General features: G+C 64.0%; 15 protein-coding genes. 13 read left to right on the top strand and 2 right to left on the bottom strand.

Annotated features, from left to right (window positions below):
• The first annotated feature begins 76 nt into the window (after nucleotides 1-76).
• The 7 genes from ACZY1F_RS14280 (at nucleotide 77) to ACZY1F_RS14250 (ending at nucleotide 9,500) form a co-directional block, all read left to right on the top strand.
• Complete coding sequence (locus ACZY1F_RS14280; RefSeq protein ID WP_463942419.1) at nucleotides 77-2,872, top strand: ABC transporter permease; 2,796 nt, start codon at nucleotides 77-79, stop codon at nucleotides 2,870-2,872.
• A complete protein-coding gene (locus ACZY1F_RS14275) occupies nucleotides 2,869-3,624 on the top strand; it encodes an ABC transporter ATP-binding protein (RefSeq protein WP_463942418.1) in 756 nt (251 codons plus the stop codon). The genes ACZY1F_RS14280 and ACZY1F_RS14275 overlap by 4 nt, the downstream gene beginning before the upstream one ends.
• Nucleotides 3,625-3,658: 34 nt before the next feature.
• Nucleotides 3,659-5,218: a methionine--tRNA ligase gene (metG, locus tag ACZY1F_RS14270; protein WP_463942416.1), complete on the top strand. Its 1,560-nt coding sequence runs from the start codon at nucleotides 3,659-3,661 to the stop codon at nucleotides 5,216-5,218.
• Nucleotides 5,219-5,541: 323 nt separating this feature from the next.
• Complete coding sequence (locus ACZY1F_RS14265; protein WP_463942415.1) at nucleotides 5,542-6,375, top strand: hypothetical protein; 834 nt, start codon at nucleotides 5,542-5,544, stop codon at nucleotides 6,373-6,375.
• A 115-nt stretch (nucleotides 6,376-6,490) separates the two neighbouring features.
• The gene (locus ACZY1F_RS14260; RefSeq protein ID WP_463942413.1) at nucleotides 6,491-7,177 is read left to right on the top strand and encodes a class F sortase; all 687 of its coding nucleotides are present in this window, start codon (nucleotides 6,491-6,493) and stop codon (nucleotides 7,175-7,177) included.
• A gap of 43 nt (nucleotides 7,178-7,220) precedes the next feature.
• On the top strand, nucleotides 7,221-8,273 hold the full coding sequence (locus tag ACZY1F_RS14255; RefSeq protein WP_463942412.1) for a 3-isopropylmalate dehydrogenase: 1,053 nt from the start codon (nucleotides 7,221-7,223) through the stop codon (nucleotides 8,271-8,273).
• Nucleotides 8,274-8,387: 114 nt separating this feature from the next.
• On the top strand, nucleotides 8,388-9,500 hold the full coding sequence (locus ACZY1F_RS14250; RefSeq protein WP_463942410.1) for a branched-chain amino acid aminotransferase: 1,113 nt from the start codon (nucleotides 8,388-8,390) through the stop codon (nucleotides 9,498-9,500).
• Nucleotides 9,501-9,592: 92 nt separating this feature from the next.
• On the opposite strand, the gene ACZY1F_RS14245 is transcribed toward ACZY1F_RS14250, so the two are convergent.
• Entirely contained in the window at nucleotides 9,593-10,195 is a 603-nt protein-coding gene (locus ACZY1F_RS14245) for a hypothetical protein (protein WP_463942408.1), read from the bottom strand.
• A 99-nt stretch (nucleotides 10,196-10,294) separates the two neighbouring features.
• Between ACZY1F_RS14245 and ACZY1F_RS14240 the strand changes: the two genes are divergently transcribed.
• Genes ACZY1F_RS14240 through ACZY1F_RS14225 form a run of 4 tightly spaced genes read left to right on the top strand, consistent with a single transcriptional unit; the run spans nucleotide 10,295 to nucleotide 14,196 of the window.
• Nucleotides 10,295-11,092 carry an MBL fold metallo-hydrolase gene (locus tag ACZY1F_RS14240; protein ID WP_463942406.1) on the top strand — a complete coding sequence of 266 codons (798 nt, stop codon included), beginning with the start codon at nucleotides 10,295-10,297 and terminating at the stop codon, nucleotides 11,090-11,092.
• 55 nt (nucleotides 11,093-11,147) lie between these two features.
• Nucleotides 11,148-11,924: a fumarylacetoacetate hydrolase family protein gene (locus ACZY1F_RS14235; RefSeq protein WP_463942404.1), complete on the top strand. Its 777-nt coding sequence runs from the start codon at nucleotides 11,148-11,150 to the stop codon at nucleotides 11,922-11,924.
• Between the two features lie 20 nt (nucleotides 11,925-11,944).
• Nucleotides 11,945-13,459 (top strand): glutamate--tRNA ligase, encoded by a 1,515-nt coding sequence (gene gltX, locus ACZY1F_RS14230; RefSeq protein WP_463942402.1) that lies wholly within the window; start codon nucleotides 11,945-11,947, stop codon nucleotides 13,457-13,459.
• Nucleotides 13,459-14,196 (top strand): HAD family hydrolase, encoded by a 738-nt coding sequence (locus ACZY1F_RS14225; RefSeq protein WP_463942401.1) that lies wholly within the window; start codon nucleotides 13,459-13,461, stop codon nucleotides 14,194-14,196. Before gltX ends, ACZY1F_RS14225 begins: the two co-directional genes overlap by 1 nt.
• Here the strand turns inward: ACZY1F_RS14225 and ACZY1F_RS14220 are convergent.
• Nucleotides 14,193-14,453, bottom strand: coding sequence for a hypothetical protein (locus ACZY1F_RS14220; RefSeq protein WP_463942399.1), 261 nt, complete (start codon nucleotides 14,451-14,453; stop codon nucleotides 14,193-14,195). The two genes, ACZY1F_RS14225 and ACZY1F_RS14220, sit on opposite strands and share 4 nt — an antisense overlap.
• Before the next feature lie 137 nt (nucleotides 14,454-14,590).
• Here ACZY1F_RS14220 and ACZY1F_RS14215 point away from each other — a divergent pair, with 137 nt between their 5' ends.
• Both ACZY1F_RS14215 and ACZY1F_RS14210 read left to right on the top strand, forming a co-directional pair.
• On the top strand, nucleotides 14,591-15,463 hold the full coding sequence (locus ACZY1F_RS14215) for a tetratricopeptide repeat protein (protein WP_463942397.1): 873 nt from the start codon (nucleotides 14,591-14,593) through the stop codon (nucleotides 15,461-15,463).
• An 817-nt stretch (nucleotides 15,464-16,280) separates the two neighbouring features.
• Complete coding sequence (locus ACZY1F_RS14210; protein ID WP_463942395.1) at nucleotides 16,281-18,587, top strand: hypothetical protein; 2,307 nt, start codon at nucleotides 16,281-16,283, stop codon at nucleotides 18,585-18,587.
• Nucleotides 18,588-18,660 lie beyond the last annotated feature (73 nt).

Raw genomic sequence — 18,660 nt, 5'->3', positions numbered from 1 at the left:
ACCAGGCAGGAAATCCTTCATATCCGCCGCCTGCGGATCTCGGTGTGCGCACGCAATCCAGGTTTCAGGGAGCCCAATGAACGCCGTCCAGCGATTCATCAGAAGCAAAGTGCTGCTGCTGACCGCGGCCATCTTGATCGCAGCCATGTGCTTGTCGGTCCTCGTCCAAGGCCAGTCTCAGGCCGCGCTAAACCGAACGGTGGATGAGAACTCGCGGGGTCTCTACGACGTCCTCGTCCAGGCCAAGGCGGGCTCCGGGGCGCTGATGCAGCCGGAGATCGCCAACGGCGGCGGCGGCATCAGCTTTGACCAGCTCGAGAACATCCGGAAGCTTTCCGGAACGTCCGTGGCGGCCCCCATCAGCCTGGTGTCCCGCGTGACACAGAACCTGGAGGCTCCGCGGCTGGACGCCATGGACTACCTTGGCTACAACTCCGGACTGGCTGGCACGGCCACCACAGACCAGGCCGCCGGCGCCACAGAGCCCAGCAAGTGGCCCGCCGCCGAGTCCGTGCTTGGCGACAAAGCCAAGAATTACCGCCTGACCGCCAGCGCAGTCAGCTCCGACGGCGTCTCTGAGCAGACCCTGTTCAAGTCCACCGCCGAGGGCAGCCTGGGCAAGGCCCGCCTGATCGAAGAGCAGACGGCCGGGGGCACAAGCATCCGGATCGCACCTCCCGCGGGCGAGACGGGCATCAAGTTCCCCGCTCCTTCCGGTGGCTCCGAACACAACCTGTTCAACCTTTCAGTGTCGCTGCCGCTGTCTCCCGAAGTGACCGAGTCCGTGGTCGCCGTGGACCCCGTTTCCGAGCGCGCACTCCTTGGCTCGGCCGGCGACTTCCTGGCCCCGCTGGAGAAGGCTCCGCCCGCTGACGCGCGGAACGCGGGTGCGATTGGCCGGCACTTCGAAAGCCTCTTCACCAACGGCATCAGCACGGAAGAGCTCAACGAGGGCCCCGACTTCCTCGGAGTCAAGCTCAAATATTGGGCACCGCTGATGACGCAGTACCAGCAGGCCAAGCGCAGCGGACAGCTGACCGCGGACTCGCAGGCCATTCCCCTGATTGTCCGTTCCGGCACCTCGCTCGACCTCAAGTACAACGTCAAGATCGAGGAGATCGACGCCGCGGGCAAGGTGGTCAAGGACCTCGGCACCGCCACGCGTTCCCTCGGCAAGGACTACCTGCCGTTTGTGTCCAAGGACCCGTTCGCTTTGTCCTGGCCTGGCTCCACCGACCACTCGGGCCTCCTCGGCGGTGGCGGCAACTTCAACCAGGGGCTCTACACCCCGGCCACCTGGAGCACTGACTTCGCTGCCGCGCCGAAATACACCGACGGCGAAGCCGCGGCCAATGGCGCAGTCCAGAAGACCGCCGTCCCCAGCGACTGGGTCACCGTGAACCGGCTGCCGGAGAAGGGTGCCAACGGCGCCCCGGTGGACCAGACGCAGCGCGAGCCCGTGGATGAACGTTCCTACCGGGAAGACCTGGCCACGGGGGAGAAGCTCGCGGCTCCGCTGGCCATGGTTTACGGGACCTTTGACCCCGCCGCCGTGGAGAAGGCTGCCGGCGACGTCAACCGCCTCCCGCTGGGTGGCTACGACCCCACCCCGTTTACCCTCACCAAGGACGCCGACGGTAAGACGGTCACCGACACCGGACTCAAGCCTTCACTCAGTGCCACCGGACTGGCAAGCCAGTCCGCCGGCGCCATCACCGACTTCTACGGCCTGGCCGCAGCCCGCGGCTACAAGGACAACGCCTCCGTGATCGATGCGGTGCGTGTCCGAGCCAAGGCCCCCGGCAGCTGGAAGGAAGCCCAGCCGGACGTCGAAAAGCTTGCCAGCGAGATCCGCGAGATGGGTCTTGAGGCTACTGTCGTGGCCGGCTCGGCCCGTGAAGACGCCAGCATTTTTGTCCCCGGATACTCAAAGGACGACGCCGGCAAGGAGTCAGCGCTGGGCACCGTCCAGCAGTCCTGGGTCCGGAAGAACGCTGCCGACGCCGTCTCCGGTTCGCTGACCGGGACAAACATCACGCTGCTCTTCCTCACCCTCTGCGGAGCCGCGCTGCTGACCGGCGCTTCCACCGTCAGCTACATCCGGAAACGCAAACGTGAAGCAGGAACCCTCCGCGCCATGGGCTGGACCCAGGTGCGCATCAGGAACTGGGTGCTCGAGGAATTCGGTGTCGGCGCTGCGCTGCTCGCGGTAGCCGGGATCGTCCTGAGCCTGGTGAGCTGGAGCGTGACCACAGCCATCGTCTCGGCCTCCGTCCTGGTCCTGTATGCGGCAGCAGCCTTCTTCGCCGCGCAACAGCTGCGTCACCGCGATGAGGTGGACCAGGAACCGCAGCACGACGAGCGGCTGATCCCGGTGGACTCTCCACTGACGTTTGCCAACCGGCAGCTCAGCACAAACAAGTTCAATACCCTGTCCTTGGCCGTCGCGGTGGGCGTTTTCGGAGCCGCAGTGGGCGGGCTGGTTGCCTTGCTTATAGACATCCCCCGTGCAGCGGGCGCGAGTGCGCTCAGCGGGCTGGCCGCAGCAAGCGTGGCGCTGCCCAGCATGCTCCTGGCCCTCGCCGGCGTCGCAGTGGGCCTCACCCTGACGTTGGTTACCGGCAGGTTTGAGCTGAACGCCAAACGCCAGTACCTGGGCATCCTTGAGGCCATGGGCTGGAACCCGGACATGCTGCGCCAGGTCCGTCTCTTCGAAAACGCGCTGGTGGGCACGGTGGCACTGCCGCTGGGCGTCCTGGGCGCGCTGGGCATCGGGCTGCTTCTTGCCCCGTATGCCGCGCTGTGGGCCGGAGTCGCCGGCCTGGTGGCTGTACTTTGCTGGATACCGATTGCAACGAAAGTGGTCCAATGACAAACGAGACGAATGTTCACCGGAGCCGGAGGTCCGGCCTGGCTGAGCCGCACCTGCAGACCCGAGCCAACACCATCGTCAAGGCCGCGGACCACGGGACCCCGCTGGAACTGAGCGGCATCACCATCCGCTACGGCGGCGGCAAGGGCGGTGCCGAAGCAGTCAGCGTTGTGGAGGGTTTCGACCTCACGCTGCACGCCGGCGAGATGCACTGCGTGGCCGGCCGAAGCGGATCGGGCAAGACCAGCATCCTGACCGTCGGCGCGGGCCTGACCCTGCCGACGTCGGGCCGCGTCTTCTGGGAAGGCGATTCCCTCGAAAGCATGGGCGACGACGAAATCGCCGACCGCCGTCGGGCCCTGATCGGCTACGTGGACCAGGGCGGTGCCCTGATCGACGGGATGAGCGCCCTCGAAAACGTCCTCCTGCCGGCCGTGCCCGACGGCGAGGTGGACCAGCGCCGCGACATGGCCAAGGACCTCCTGGACCTGGTAGGCCTGGGCCGGCGCATGCGGCACCGCCCGGCCCAGCTGTCCGGTGGTGAACGCCAGCGTGTGGCGATTGCCCGCGCCCTGATCCTGGGCACGCGTGTGCTGGTGGTCGATGAGCCCACGGCAAGCCTGGACCGGGCCTCCGCCAACCGCATCATCAGCATCCTTAAGGACACCACCTCGGACGGAATCGCAGTACTGGTCGCTTCACACGACCACGAGCTGGTCCGCCTGAGCGATACGCTGACTGAACTGATCTAGCCCTACCCCTTCGCACCAAAGGTAACGTCCGCACGTGAGCGCAACAGCCAAAACCCCGTTCTACATCACCACGGCCATCACCTACCCGAACGGTGTTCCGCACATCGGGCATGCCTATGAGTACATCGCCACCGACGCCATGGCGCGCTTCAAGCGGCTTGACGGTTTTGACGTGATGTTCCTGACGGGCACGGATGAGCACGGCATGAAGATTGCGCAGGCGGCCGAGAAGGAAGGCCTCACGCCCAAGGAGCTGGTGGACCGCAACGCGGAAGTCTACAAGTCTGCGCACGCCGCGCTGGGGATCACCTACGACCGCTTCATCCGGACCACGGACGCTGACCACTACGCTGCGTCGCAGGCTATCTGGAAGAAGATGGAAGCCAACGGCGATATCTACCTCTCCAAGTACGAGGGCTGGTACTCGGTCCGGGACGAGGCCTTCTACGTCGAGGACGACACCGTGGTCAAGGACGACGGCGCGCGGTACTCGAAGGAGACGGACACCGAGGTGACGTGGACGGCTGAGGAGAGCTACTTCTTCCGGCTGTCCTCCTACCAGGACCGCCTGCTGGCGCTGTACGAGGCCCAGCCGGAATTCGGTGCACCGCAGTCCCGCTTCAACGAGGTCATCAGCTTCGTCAAGCGCGGCCTCGAAGACCTGTCGATCAGCCGCACCACCTTCGACTGGGGCGTCCCCGTCCCCGGCAACGACAAGCACGTGATGTATGTCTGGGTTGACGCGCTCACCAACTACCTGACCGGCGTCGGCTACCCGGACGTCGAGTCGGAATCGTTCAAGAAGTTCTGGCCCGCCGACGTACACGTGATCGGCAAGGACATCTCACGGTTCCACGCCATCTACTGGCCGGCGTTCCTGATGAGCGCAGGCATTGAACTGCCCAAGCGCGTGATGATCCACGGCTTCCTGCACAACAACGGCGTGAAGATGTCCAAGTCCCTCGGCAACGTGGTGGCGCCGGCGGACTTCGTGGCGCAGTACGGCCTGGACCAGGTACGCTTCTTTTTCCTCCGCGAGGTCCCGTTCGGTGCCGACGGCAGCTACAACCATGAGGCCATCGTGGGCCGCATGAACTCGGACCTGGCCAACAACTTCGGCAACCTGGCGCAGCGTTCGCTGTCCATGGTGGCCAAGAACTGCGAGGGCCGGGTCCCGGTTCCGGGTTCCTTCACGGCTGAAGACACCGCGATCCTGCAGCAGGCCAACGGCCTCCTCGAAACGGCCCGCGCGGCCTTCGAAAAGCAGGAATTCAGCCGCGCGCTGGAGGCAATCTGGGGCGTCCTGGGGGACACCAACGCCTACTTCGCCGAACAGGCCCCCTGGGTGCTGCGGAAGACCGACGTCGAACGCATGAACACTGTCCTGTACGTGACGCTGGAAGTGCTGCGCATCGTCGCCATCCTGGCCCAGCCCGTGATGCCCGCCGCCACCGCCGCACTGTTGGACACCCTGGGACAGCCCGACGGCGGATCCCGCCAGTTCGCCGCGCTCACCACGCCGATTGCCGCGGGTACTCCGTTGCCCGCTCCGGCTCCCGTCTTCCCCAAGTACGAGGAGCCGGCCGAAGCCTAGGCCACTCTGGGTTGGCTACTTGTTTGTACGCGGTCTGAGTAGCGCTTCCGGGGCCCGTAAGCAGGGCCTGCCGTGACAGGCGGGTACTGAGTACGGTTCCGGGGCCGGCAGTAGGACCTGGCCCGGAAGGCGGGTAGTGAGTACTGGCGACTTGTTACTAGCCGCCTGTCTAGCCTTGTCCGGTTAGCAAAACTGATGATTCGCATCTGGGAGAACCGTCAACCCCCGATGCTGTGTGTTTGCCTTTTGTCCTCCGTATCGGGGATGGCGCCGTTCTCCCGTTTGTCGGATCTGTTTGGATCAGACAATGGATGGAGACGGAAATGAAACGGATCCTTGCCGCTTTTGGTGTCGCGGGTCTTGCGCTATTGGGTGCCACAGCGCCGGCCACCGCGTCGCCTTCCGAGGATGAGAAAAAGATCACCATCTGCCACGCCACAGGCTCGGCAACCAACCCCTACGTGTCGGTGACCATCAACCTCAACGGGCTCAACGGCCACGTGGGACACCAGTACGATGAGGACATCATTCCGGCTAACGACGGGAAAGTACTTCCCGAGGGCCAGAACGTTGACAAGCTAGATATCTGGAATGCCGGCTGCGCGGCACCAAACGAGCCGGACGGCAACGGCCATGGCGATCACAAGATCACCATCTGCCACGCCACTGGCTCGGCAACCAACCCCTACGTGTCCATCACGGTTGACGTGCATGCGGTGGAGGCCCACGCGGGGCACCAGAACGGCGAAGACATCATTCCTCCAAGTGACAGTTTGCCGGGCGGCCAGAACTGGGGCGAGGCAGGGCAAGAGATCTACAACAACGGTTGCGAGCCCTGCACCTGCTCCGGGGAGGTACCGCCGGTAGTCACCCCAGAAGAACCGCCGGTAGTCACCCCGGTTGTTCCCCCGGTAGTCACTCCGGAGACGCCGGTCGAAACTCCCAGAGGGGCAGTAGTCGGAACGCCGACGGGTGCAGGTGCCGTTGTTGCCAACAACCCTGGCTTCAATGTCCAGACTGCAGTGGCAGGTTCCGCTGATGTTGGCATCGCCCCCTGGGCCGCCGGCATCGTCGTAATGTTGCTCGCTGCAGCGGGAGTGGTTGCCCGCAAGTCCCTGGCAGCAAACGGTACCGTGGCCGGTCCCCGGAAGGAATGACGCCGGCTACTGGCGCCCGCAGGGGCGCTGTTTGAATCACCGGCAGCCGCCGTGGCCGCAAGGGCACGGCGCCTGCCGGCAAACCAGGTAAATCCGAATGAAATGCGGGGTCACCATGGACATCGAAGGAAGGCTCTTCACCGCCAAGAGTATCGTTTTTGTGGTGCTCTCTGGCGCTCTGGCCTACCTGGCGTTCGCATTTCTTCCGTTCCTGGCCGGGCCGACGCCATCGCCAGCGGAAACCGGGATTGCTGTGCAGCAGACGGCCCCGACTCAAGCATCATCCACACCTACACCCACACCCTCGGTGGCCACGAGCGCCCCGGTCCCGGTCGGTCCGGCAGCGTCGCCGCCCGAGAGACTGGTGTACCCGGCTGCAGACATCGATGTGGTGATCCATCCGCTCGAGCCCACCGGCGAGGACCAGGCCACCCAGACCATCGTGCCGCCGCCCACCATGGACGGCTACTGGCTCACGCCCTACGGTGTGCCCGGGGCCGGCTCGGTCAACACCACCTATATCGCCGGCCACAGCTGGACGGACAGGGACGCGCCCTTCAACCACCTGAGCGCCAAGGCGGCGCCAGGTGACAGGCTGACAGTGGCCACAGCCACGGGCGAAGTGGCCTACCTGGTGGATGCGGTAACCACGTACGTCAAGTCCGGCCTCAAGGACAGCCCCATCTGGCAAGTGGCACCGAACAGGCTGGTCCTCATTTCCTGTTACGCGGGTGATTTCTGGGGCACCAACGTAGTGGTGGTGGCCTCGCCGGAGGACCCAGCCCTTCGTCTCAACAAATGAGACTGATTGTCCGGCATGCGGATGATCTTAATATTCTTGGAGCATGAGCGCATCCACGATCAATCTCGCTGTCATTCCCGGTGACGGCATTGGCCCAGAGGTCATTGCCGAGGCACTGAAAGTCCTCGAAAAGGCTGTCGCCGCCCAAGGCGTTGTCCTCGAGCAGACCCACTACAAGCTAGGCGCCGAGCACTGGCTGGCCACCGGCGAGACCCTTCCGGATGAAGTCCTCGCCGACCTGCGCACGAGGGACGCGATCCTCTTCGGTGCGGTGGGTGCAGCCCCCGGCGACACCCGGATTCCGTCCGGCATCATCGAGCGGGAGATGCTGCTCAAGCTCCGCTTCAGCCTGGACCACTACGTGAACCTGCGGCCGTCGCGGCTGTACGGAACGGTGGGCAGCCCGCTGGCGAACCCCGGCGTTATCGATTTCATCGTCGTCCGCGAGGGGACCGAGGGCCCGTACGTGGGCAACGGCGGCTCCCTTCGCAGCGGCACACCGCACGAGGTGGCCACCGAGGTCTCACTGAACACGGCCTACGGCGTGGAGCGCGTAGTCCGCGACGCCTTCCGCCGCGCCAGCGCCCGCGAACGCAAGCATGTCACCCTGGTGCACAAGCACAACGTCCTGGTCTACGCCGGCCACCTGTGGAAGCGCACCGTCGAGGCGGTGGCCCCGGAATTCCCCGAGGTCACCCACGACTACCTGCACGTTGATGCGGCCACCATCTTTATGGTCACGGACCCCTCCCGCTTCGATGTCATTGTCACCGACAACCTCTTCGGCGACATCCTCACTGACCTCGCTGCAGCCATTACCGGCGGCATCGGGCTGGCGGCGTCCGGAAACATCAACATGGACCGCACCGCCCCGTCCATGTTTGAACCGGTCCACGGCTCGGCCCCGGATATCGCCGGCCAGCAGAAGGCCGATCCCACTGCGGCCATCCTGTCCGCAGTGCTCCTGCTGGACCACCTCGGTTACAACGCCGCGGCCCGCAGGATCGAAGCTGCGGTGATCGCCGACGTCGAAACCCGCGACGGCGGCGCCCGCAGTACCAGCGCCGTCGGGGACGCCATCGCAGCAGCGCTTTAGACCGTGCGCTCTTGAGACTCGGTTAACCGGCGTAAGCTAGTTTCGAATCACCAAATGCTGCCCTGCGGTTCAGTGCTGAACCGCATTCTGAAGGCAGCCGATCGTGGAGGAACCATGACTCAGACCGCCCATGGCGTCGAATTTAACCATCAGCTCTCGGCAACCCCGAAGTCAGCTGAGGAGCGTGCAGCCATCCTGGCGAACCCGGGATTTGGCAACTACTTCACCGACCACACCGCGGTCGTTGACTACAGCGTCGACGAGCAAGGCGAAGGCGGCTGGCATAACGCGCGCGTTGAGGCCTACGGACCCATTTCCCTGGACCCGTCCGCCGCAGTGCTGCACTACGGCCAGGAGATCTTCGAAGGCCTCAAGGCATACCGCCACGCTGACGGCTCCATTTGGACCTTCCGTCCGGAAGCCAACGCGGCCCGCCTGAACAAGTCGGCGCGACGCCTTGCACTTCCGGAACTGCCCGAGGAATACTTCCTGGGCGCGATCCGGGAACTGGTGCAAGCGGACAAGGAATGGGTTCCCGCCGGTGACGGCGAGGCCCTGTACCTGCGCCCGTTCATGATCGCCACGGAGGCGTTCCTGGGTGTCCGCGCAGCGCGTGAGGTGTCCTTCCGGGTGATCGCATCGCCCGCCGGCAACTACTTCGGCGGCGAGCTCAAGCCCGTGTCCATCTGGATCTCCCGCGAGTACGCCCGCGCAGGCCGCGGCGGCACCGGTGCCGCCAAGTGCGGCGGCAACTACGCCGCCTCCCTCATCGCCCAGCAGGAGGCTGAAGCCAACGGCTGCAAGCAGGTCCTCTTCCTGGACCAGTTCAACGACAACGCCGTAGAAGAGCTCGGCGGCATGAACGTTTTCTTCGTGATGAAGGACGGCTCGCTGGTCACTCCAGCGCTGAGCGGGACCATCCTGGAAGGCGTGACCCGCATGTCCGTCATGCAGGTGGCCAAGGACATGGGCCGTGAAGTGACTGAGCGCAAGATCACCCTTGATGAATGGCGCGACGGCGTTACCTCCGGCGAGATCACGGAGGTCTTCGCCTGCGGCACAGCAGCCGTGATCACCCCGATCGGAGTCCTGAAGGACACTACCGAATTCATCGGCTCCGAGGACGCGAAAGCGGGGGAGACCACCATGGCCATCCGTGCACAGCTTCTGGGCATCCAGACCGGAACCGTACCGGATACCCACGGCTGGCTGACCCGGCTCGCGTAAGCACCACAGTCGCACCCGACCACCACAACGCGGGGTCACTTAGCGCCCATTAACCGCATCGGGATGGGCGCTAAGTGACCCCGCGTTGTTCTTTAGCGGCGGGCGGCCTTCCGGGATGCGTTCTTCAGGGCCTTGCGGGAGACCGGCTTCAGGGCTTTGCGCGCCGTTTCGTCGGCGAGGGCACGGGTGCGGCGGGCGTCGATGACGTCGTTCCAGAGTGCGGTGGCGAAGGCCCCGCCATCCTGCGCGTAAACGTCATAGGGATAGTCGGCAAAGATGGCCGGTTTGGTGCCGCCGGTGGGCAGAGCCGTCCCTGCTGCCTTCGCGACGGCATCGGCCACAGCCCAGGTCCGGGTCAGATGGTGCGTGAGATTCTCCTGGACAAAAATGTTTGCGTCGCTGGAGGCAGCAGCGCGCTCCAGAAGTATGGCCAGGTCTTCAGCCAGAAAGGTGGCCGCCCATTCTTCGACGGACCCTGAACCCGACCGGAGATCCTCGGCGACACCGTCCACCGCCTCGCTCCAGTCCGTGGTCTCACGGAACTTCTGCCACGTTGGGAACCAAACAATGGTGCCCGTCGCGTGGTTGTGGATGTGCTGCAGACCGCTGTTCTTCTCGGTCAGTGCGTGATCATGTCCGGCGGCGTCGGCGCCGGACAGCAGGTCGGATAACGAGATGGTGGGTGTAGTGCTCATGCGTGTGCCTGGATGCTCTCTCTTAGCGTTGGGTTCACCAGCCATAACCTGCGCCGGGGGTGCGGTTATTCCGTGCCGGCCTGATGCGAAGATGGTGCAGTGAACTCCACCTTGAGCGGCAATCCACTGGATGCCACCCCACTGACGGCTTTCTTCCTGGCACCCAACCCCGGGCCCATGAGCCTGGACGGCACCAATTCGTACGTCATCTCCGCCCCAGGAGGCGCCTCATCGGTGGTGGTGGATCCGGGCCCCGCGGACGACGGCCACCTCCGCCGAGTCGCGGACACAGGCCCTGTGGAACTCATCCTCGTGACGCACCGGCACGCCGACCACACTGCGGGCTCCCTGCGGCTCCATGAGCTCACCGGAGCCCCGGTCCGTGCCGCCGATCCCCGGCACTGCCACGGCGGCGGCGAACCCCTGCAGGACGGCGAATCCATCCAAGCGGCCGGAGTGAGGGTCCAGGTCCTGGCCACGCCGGGCCACACTTCCGATTCCGTCTGCTTCCACCTTCCCGACGACGGCCCGCACGGTTCCGTACTGACCGGCGACACGATCCTGGGCCGCGGCACCACGATGCTGGACTACCCGGACGGCAGGCTGGGGGACTACCTCGAGTCCCTGGACCGGCTCGAAGCCCTTGGTCAGGCCACCGTCCTGCCGGCACACGGTCCGGTCCTGCCCTCCCTGGCGGCCATCATCCGCGCCTACCGCGAGCACCGGCACGAGCGGCTGGCGCAGATCCGCGCGGCGCTGGTCCGGCTCGGCGGGGACGCCACGGTGGCGGACGTGGCAGACGACGTGTACGCCGACGTCGACCCTTCCGTTCGGCGGGCAGCCGAAATGTCGGTTGCCGCGCAGCTCGACTACCTCCGTGGACTGCCCGGCGCCTGACCTGAGGACATGACGCAAGGCAGGGGCGCCCGCTCAAGACGGTAGGCTAGCAACCATGCGTATTGCCAGGTTTGTAGTCGATTCTGATCCCCTCTACGGCGTTGTTGAAGGCGAGCCCGGCAGTGAGGAAATCACTGTCATCAACGGCGACCCCTTCTTCAACGGGGTGGAGCGTACCCACGTCAAGCACAAGCTCGAAGACGTCCGGCTCCTGGCGCCGATCATTCCCCGCAGCAAGGTAATCGGCGTGGGCCGCAACTTCGCCGAGCACGCCGCCGAACTGGGCAATGAAGTCCCGCAGCAGCCGCTGCTGTTCCTGAAGCCGAACACTTCCGTTATCGGACCCGGTGACCCCATTGTGCTGCCGGATTTCTCCGATGAAGTTTCGTTCGAGGCCGAGCTGTGTGTGGTCATTGGCCGGATCTGCAAGGACGTCCCGGAGGATCGCGTCGATGACGTCATCTTCGGCTACACCTGCGGCAACGACCTCACGGCCCGCGACGTCCAGAAAACGGATCTTCAGTGGGCCCGGGCCAAGGGCTTCGACACGTCCGCACCCCTCGGACCCTGGATCGAGACCGAGCTGGACACCGAGGACCTGGCCATCAAAGGCTGGCTCAACGGCGAACTGCGCCAAGACGGCAGCACCAGCCAGATGATCCGCGGCGTCCGGGAAATCGTCTCCATCGTGTCTCAGGCCTTCACCTTGCTCCCGGGCGATGTCATCATGACCGGCACTCCGGCCGGCGTCGACCTCGTCACAGCAGGGGACCGCTACGACGTGGAGATCGAGGGCATCGGTCGCCTGTCCAACCCGGTGGTCCGCCGCTGACGGGTAAAGTTGGAACCACTATGACTACTGCCTCCGCGCTGAACCCTGCCGCCATCCCTTCCGTCACTGCCGATACTCCGGTCCGCGTGCGTTTCTGCCCGTCACCCACTGGAACCCCGCACGTTGGCCTGATCCGGACGGCGCTGTTCAACTGGGCCTATGCCCGGCATACCAAGGGAACCTTGGTCTTCCGCATCGAGGACACGGACTCGGCGCGGGATAGCGAGGAAAGCTACCACCAGCTGCTGGACGCGCTGAAGTGGCTGGGCATCAGCTGGGACGAGGGAGTCGAGGTGGGCGGCCCACACGAGCCCTATCGCCAGTCCCAGCGCAGCGACATCTACCAGGACGTCATCGCGCGGCTGAAGGCCGGCGGCCACATTTACGAGTCCTACTCCACACCGGCTGAAATCGAAGCCCGCCACCGTGCGGCGTCCCGCGACCCCAAGCTGGGGTATGACGGGTTTGACCGGCACATCACCGAGGAACAGCTGGCCCAGTACAAGGCAGAAGGCCGCCAGGCCGTGCTGCGCCTGCGGATGCCGGACGAGGACCTGACGTTCAAGGACCTGGTCCGCGGCGAAATCACGTTCAAGGCCGGCTCTGTGCCGGACTTCGCGGTGGTCCGTGCCAACGGTGCACCGTTGTACACGCTGGTGAACCCTGTGGACGATGCCCTGATGGGGATCACCCACGTGCTGCGCGGCGAAGATCTGCTTAGCTCCACGCCCCGCCAGATCGCCCTGTACCGTGCGCTCTACGCCATCGGCGTGGCCGAGTACATGCCGGAATTCGGCCACCTTCCCTATGTCATGGGCCAGGGCAACAAGAAGCTCTCCAAGCGCGACCCGGAATCCAGCCTGTTCCTGCACCGCGAACGCGGCTTCATTCCCGAGGGCCTGCTGAACTACCTGTCCCTGCTGGGCTGGTCGCTGAGCGCCGATGAGGACATCTTCACAGTCAAGCAGCTGGTGGAGCACTTCGATATCCACGATGTGCTGGCCAACCCGGCACGTTTTGACCTGAAGAAGGCAGAGGCCATCAACGGCACGCACGTCCGGCTGCTTGAGGCCGCCGATTTCCGTGCGCGCCTGGTGCCGTACCTTCGGGCCGCGGACCTGGTGGGGGAGATCCTCACGGACCGGGAGGAAGAGATCCTCACCGAGGCCGCACCCCTGGTCCAGGAGCGGATCACCCTGCTGGGGGAAGCCCCCGAGATGCTCGCCTTCCTGTTCAAGGCCGACGACGCGATCGACGTCGCGGACGATGCCCGCAAGGGCCTGCCCGCCAACCTGACCGAAGTACTGGACGCCGCACTGGCGGTGCTTGAGCCTGTTCAGGACTGGAACCCGGAGGAGATCCAGAGGGCCCTGAAGCAGGCACTGGTGGAGGACCTCGGGCTGAAGCCGCGGCTGGCCTTCGGTCCTGTGCGCACGGCCATCTCCGGGCGCCGGATCTCGCCGCCGCTCTTCGAATCCATGGTGATCCTGGGCAAAGACTCGTCCCTGAGCCGGCTCCGCACCTTCCGCGGCTGATGTCCGCCACCGGCACCACTTCTGGCGGAGTCCTGCAGTCGCGCTTCGGGACCATCCGGGGCGTCCTGTTCGACATCGACGACACCCTGGTGGACCTTGAATACGCCATGACCACAGCCCTGCGCGAGGTCAGCGAACACCTCCTGCCCGGTCTGGACCAGAGAGGGTGGGAGCGTTTCGGCAGGATCTTCACGCACGAGACCACGCACTACTACGACAGGTACATCGCGGGGGAGCTGACCTTCAACGACCAGCGCCTCCTGCGGGGTCGCGCCGCCCTGGGGCACTTCGGCGTGGATCTTGCCGACGGCGAAGAAGCGCACGGGTGGCTCTCGGCCTACAGCCGGCTGCAGCCCACGTATGTGCGCGCCTTTGAGGACGTGCTGCCGCTCCTGGACGTGCTGGACGCTGCCGGTATCCCCTACGGCGCCGTTAGCAACAACGTGCACGACTACCAGCGGGCCAAGCTGGATGGCGCTGGCCTGGACCGCGTCTTGCGACTGGTTGGCACGGACACCGTAGGGGTCGCCAAACCCGAGCCGGCCATTTACCTTGAAGGCGTCCGCCTGTTGGGGACTGTCCCGGAGGAGACTCTCTACGTGGGAGACAACAGGATGCTGGACGCTGAAGGTTCGACGGCGGCAGGGCTGATAGGCGTCTGGCTCAACAGGGTGGGGGAGCCGGCACCGGATTTCGCCGGCCACGAGGTCAGGTCGCTGGGGCAGCTGCTGGGTTAACAAAAAGAGAGGTCCGCCAGGTAATCCTGACGGACCCTCTCTTGTGTTGTGCAGTGGCAGCCAAGGCGTACGGCAGGCTGCCACTGTTCGAGCATTCTTCTCCCCAACAAAGTGCTGTCACTAGCGACGACGCCGGTCCAGCCTTCAGTTGTCAAAAATAACGTCTCAGTGTTGCCGTCAGGTAGTTTTGTAAAACAAAGTTTCTTCAAAATTGCCTGCGCATCAAAAGCGAATGGCCAAGCTTCCACGAGATTCAAGTTTCGTTTGTGCGCCCGGCTTTAGGCGGAGTGGGTTGTGGCACCAGGATTGAGTCTGATGACAGAGCATTTCCGAATGGCGTGGAGCCGCATCCTCTTTGCAATTCTGAGCATTATTATGATTTCCGCAGCTGCCCTTGCCTTTCAATCGGGAGGGCACTTTCGGTGTCTGGGCCAAACTTCTGGTGCTGCTATTGATTTCAGTCGGGTTCGCCATTCTCTTTATTCGGATTGCCGTGCTCCGAATTCGAAATACAGCGGAGCCTGCGCAGCGCCAGCAGTTGACCGTCGCGTTGGTGGCTGTAGTTGCCTACGCTCTCGCGCTGCTGACGCATTTCACGTCACCGGGGACCACGGGGCTGGTCGCCTTCATCTGTGGAGGTCTTGTCAGCATGGATCTCAAGGGTGCCCAAGCGTTAGCCCAGTCGGCCGGAGTGGCTTCCGCTGTCGTGGCCCTGACGATCACCGTTCCCGCCGCTGCAGCTGCGTGGCGGATGGCTGAGGGCGTGCGCGCCACCCGCGCCGGTGACATGGCAGGCGCCGAGGAGTCCTTCCAAGCTGCGCTCAGCCTCCGCCCGTGGGACAGCGACACCAGCCTTCTGGCAGCGCAGGCGTTCGCCGGACCGGCAACCAGCGGGGATTCGACGGCGGCATTCGGTGCCGTGAGATGGGGCGCCCGGGCACTGGACGGTACCCCGAAATCATTGGAAGCAGGCCTTGCAACGGCTATTCGTTCTTTGTATAGCGGGGATGTGTTAGCAGCCAAGGCCCGGCTGGATGAATTGGCTGTTCGGGCTCCGTACTCGGCTGGCGTGTTCGTTCAACGCGGAGTAGCAAACTTCGGGCTTGGATTAGTCGATGACAGCATCGAAGACCTTGAGAAGGCGACAACCCTGGACCCTTCCTCGGACACGCCTTGGCTTATCCTGGCGGGAATTTATGAGCGGCTAGGCGACGAACAGAAGGCCGGGGACGCTACCTTCCGGGCAAGCCAGCTGGCCGCGGAGTAGAGCGCGGGGGCCTCGCACTTCGGTTCATGCTGCCCGGGCATGGAACTGCCCCAGTTGGAGGTACTTGGCGGGGGAGCTGACCTTCAACGACCGCCGGCTCGTGCGGGGACGTGCCGCCCTGGGAACTCCGGCGTGAATCGCGCTGCCGCGGACGTGCTGTCGCTCCTGGACCTGTTGGACGCGGCCGGCATTTCCTAGAGTGCCGTCTGCAACTACGGTCTTGACTATCAGCGGGCAAAGCTCGAGGGCACCGGCCTGGAACGCACCGTACGTCCGGTCTGGCCCGGACACCGTGAGGGGGCCATGCCTGATGGGACCATCTATGTCGAAGGCGTCCGCCTTTTCGGGACCGCCTCTGAGGAGACTCCAACTGTGGCGACCGCAGGCTCGTGGGCGCTGAAGGTTCGACGTCGGCAGGACTGGTGGGCGGCTGGCTCAACAAGAGGGGTTGCCGGCACCGGATTTCGACGGTCCAAGGTCACCTCGGGTATCGCAGCGGCCGGCCACCCGGCCGCATTGTCTGACCGCCGGCCGCGCTACTCCTGCCTTCGGTGGCGCCTGTCTTGGAAAGGCGCCAGCGGGCCCGATAGTGGTGTCATCCTGGCCGTGGAATTAAGCGGCTGGCCGGACACGGCGACAGTACTCGAGCGTTGGAAACAGGTAGTCCCTATCAAATAGACACGTAGCCTCCACTGTGGTTCACAAAAAGCCTAGCAAATAGTTTTTGGGGACGAGGAAACACTAGTTTGAAAGGGCTGATTGCTGATGCTGAGAACAATCGTCGATGTGGCTCAGCCAGTCATAGTGAGGTGCAGCCGTGGCTAATAAGAGTGAAGATTGCGAACAGTCGGCGTCGCCCGCGCTCCACGCCGGCGTTCTGCGCCGTCGGCTGCTCACATCCGGAAGCTTGATAGCTGCCTTCACAGGCGTTTCCACGGTCTCGGGTATGGGAACTAACCGGGCCTATGCCGCAGGCGACAAGCCGCCCGCGTACGTTCCGGTCGCGGAAAAAGGCGTGGCGTCGGGTGTGGCCACACTGGACACCGACTCCAAAATCCCTACTGCCCAACTTCCCAATCTATCGGCCGCTTATGCCGGCAGGTCTAACAATGGTGCGAACGCCGTTGGACAGGGTGAGCAGCGGATCTGCGTCACCGACTACGGCGCCAAAGGTGACTGGGAATCCGGTACGGGGAAGGGAACTGATAATCTAGGTCCCTTCCAGGCTGCTTTCAACGCCGCCCTCGCCTTCGGCCGGTCACTTTACATCCCGGACGGCAAGTACCGGTTCAGTGACGAGTGGAATATCTGGCGAATCAACTCGGCCAGCAAACCGATCAGCATCATCGGTGAGTCTCGCGAGAACACCTGGCTGGTGTCGGATTTCTATGGCGCGGAGAAATCACTCATCAAAAACTATGACCCGGCGTATGCTGACCGGTCATCCCCGACTAGCTACGCGAATCTTCAGTTTCGGTCCGTGAGCCGGGACGGCGGCGTGAACCCGGTTTTCATGAACAATGGCGGCTGGTCCGAGTCGACCATGGAGCACGTCAAATTCGGTCCTTCCAACAACACCCATTTCCGGGGCAGCTCTTTGCAGAACATTCGCGCCGTGGATACGGTCTCCTATTATGGAGGCCGGAACTTCCTTTACAAATCCACCAATGGGCTGTCTTTCACCGTCGTCGCGGCCACAGGCATAATCACGGCTTCGGCGCCATTATTTGGCGCCAGCGACGTTGGGATGTTGTTCTTCCTGGCACCTTCGAACAGCGACATGCGGATCATGTATCGGATCGCCTCCACCATAGACAGCACCCATGCAGTGATTGACACGGTCGCGACGCCGGCGCTCGACGCCACAGGGGCGAAGGGCAACTTCGACGCCGCCCTGGCGACGATGACCGCCGGCAGCCAGACGCTGACGGCGAATGGACCTTGCTTCCGGGCTGACGACGTTGGGAGGGTGATCCACATTCGTAACGCCAAGCAAGGCCCGTTCGGCCCGGGGCTACTGCGGGCCACAATCACCGCCTATGGTAGCCCGACGCAGGTCACGCTCGACGTGACCGCAACCTTGGCCGTCACAAAGACCCCCTTCGCGATGGCGGTGATGGACGTCTACACCCCAGACCGTGCGGGGCGGCTCGGCGCGACCAACACCGACGTCAAATGGACCAACATTCACATCGAAGCGTACGCCGGACTTGGTGTCGCCGTCGTCGGTGGAATCCAGTTCCACATCAACGACCAGAAAACCCATGGCGAACACGACCCCGTCGACGCCCGGATGAGTACAGGTATGATTTGGGCCGACGACTTCGGTGGCGTAATCAGTGGCGAGTTCGACGGCGGATCTCATTCTGACGTTCGCTTGCATTTCTCGAACATGAACGACCTCGTAACTATCCCGTATCTGAACACACGGCGCGTCCGCAACGAACCGCTGTTTCAGATGGAGAACACGACCGAGCGGGGCGCATTCGTCGAGATCAAAGCCCTAGCGGTATACCAGGAAGATGCCCGTGGTCCAGAGGTTCTTATCATCGATAAGGCATTCTCGGCTGGCAACGGCTCGAAAATGATCTACAACGGCCCAATTGCGATGGTCGGCAGCACGAGTGTTGACGTGCGCAACTATGTCGGTCGAGGCGTCTATTACGCCCCGGACGGCCGACTCTTCCGCGACAACTCAGGTCTGACTCCAGGTTTTGATGTGATTTACGGGGGTACTACTGGAGCGCGGGTCGCGTTCGAAGACCTCGGCACACACAGATGGAGCCACGGCAACGTCGCCGGCGGCGGGCTGGGCTACACGGTCACCGACGAATCCGTCGGATTGGTCAGGCTGCTAATCAGCGGTTCCTCCGGCGCCGTCGTGCCAGGCGCGGACGGCACGCAGGCTCTCGGGCAGTCATCCGCCCGATGGTCCGATGTGGCGACCGAAAAGATCACGGTCGGCATCACTGGGATCACCTCGAGCACCGGAAAAGGGTCGCCGGAGGGCGTAGTCATCGCGCCTATCGGCTCCGAGTACGTCGACGTAACCGGCGTCGCTGGGAGAATTAAATGGTTCAAGCAATCAGGATCCAGCAACAAGGGCTGGGTTGCGAAGTGGTGACCGGCTACGTCGTCACCCAGGACGGCACACGGGACCTGGTTCGCGAGGATAAGCTTTTCTGGCGGGAGCATTC

The organism is Pseudarthrobacter xylosi, assembly GCF_055412765.1.
Note: the sequence above shows the minus strand (reverse complement) of the source record. Positions and strands in the feature narration are given on the sequence as shown.